The following is a 1,205-nucleotide window of genomic DNA, read 5'->3' as shown; positions in this document are numbered from 1 at the left end:
CGGTGGTGCTGATCTTCCAGGACGGGCACCTGTCCGGCCCGCTGGGCTTCACCGCGACCGGGTCGATCGCCCCGGCGATGCCGATCCTGATGCTGGCCATGCTGTTCGGCATCTCGATGGACTACGAGGTGTTCCTGCTCTCGCGGGTCCGCGAGCAGTACGACCTGACCGGCTCGAACACCGCGGCCGTCGCCACCGGAGTCCAGCGCACCGGCTCGATCATCACCAGTGCCGCGCTGCTGTTCATCATCGTGATCGGCGCGTTCGCCACCTCCGGCATCACCTTCATCAAGATGACCGGTGTCGGGATGGCCATCGCGATCCTGATGGACGCGACGATCGTCCGGGCGCTGCTCGTGCCGGCGACGATGCGGCTGATGGGACGTGCCAACTGGTGGGCGCCCGGCCCGCTGGCCAGGCTCTACGGCCGGTACGGCATCCACGAGGGCGACTCGCCCGCGGTGCCGCGGGCGCGGCTGGAGTCCGCGGCCTGACCCGGCGTCCGGTGGTCGGCGGCCCGGGGCCGCCGACCACCAAACTAGGTCAAACCACTACAAATCGTAATTTACCCTGCTTATCGGTATCACCGGAGGCCGCGGCGGGGGGACGACGGATGTTCGAGCGATGGGGCCGCTGGGTGCACCGGCGGCGCCGGTGGGTCCTCGCCGCCGCGGGCGCACTGCTGGTCTTCGCCGGCCTCTGGGGAACGGGCGTCTTCGGCGCGCTCAGCTCCTCCGGCGGTTTCGAGACGCCGGGCAGTGAGAGCGGGAAGGCGGCACAGATCGCCGAACGGGACCTCGGCCGGGACGCGACCGACGTCGTGATCCTCTACCAGGGCGAGACAACGGTCGACGACCCGTCCTACCGGGCCTCGGTCGAACGGTCACTGGCCGCGCTGCCGCCCGGCAAGGTCCTCGGCACCGCCACCTACTGGACGACCGAGTCACCGCAGTTCGTCAGCGAGGACCGGAAGGCCACCTACGCCGTCCTCGAACTCGCCGGAGCCGACGAGGCCGCGCGAGACGCCGCCTACCAGGCGGTCAAAGGCGATCTGACCGACGTGGGCGGCGGGCTCACCGCCAAGGCCGGCGGCACGGTCGGCACCTCCGCCGCCATCAACGACCGCGTCGCCGCCGACATCCCGCGCGCCGAGACCATCGCCATGCCGATCCTGCTCGTGCTGCTGGTGCTGATCTTCGGCGGCC

General features: G+C 70.6%; 2 protein-coding genes. Both read left to right on the top strand.

What is annotated here, in order from left to right; all coding sequences use genetic code 11:
* Window positions 1-494 (top strand): MMPL family transporter (locus AF1_RS32635; protein ID WP_157419454.1); only part of this gene is annotated, 494 nt, incomplete at its 5' end.
* Window positions 495-613: 119 nt separating this feature from the next.
* Window positions 614-1,205 (top strand): MMPL family transporter (locus tag AF1_RS32630; RefSeq protein ID WP_157419452.1); only part of this gene is annotated, 592 nt, incomplete at its 3' end.

It is taken from the genome of Actinomadura formosensis NBRC 14204 (assembly GCF_001552155.1).
Classification (GTDB): domain Bacteria; phylum Actinomycetota; class Actinomycetes; order Streptosporangiales; family Streptosporangiaceae; genus Spirillospora; species Spirillospora formosensis.
This window is presented reverse-complemented; position numbering and strand designations above follow the sequence as displayed.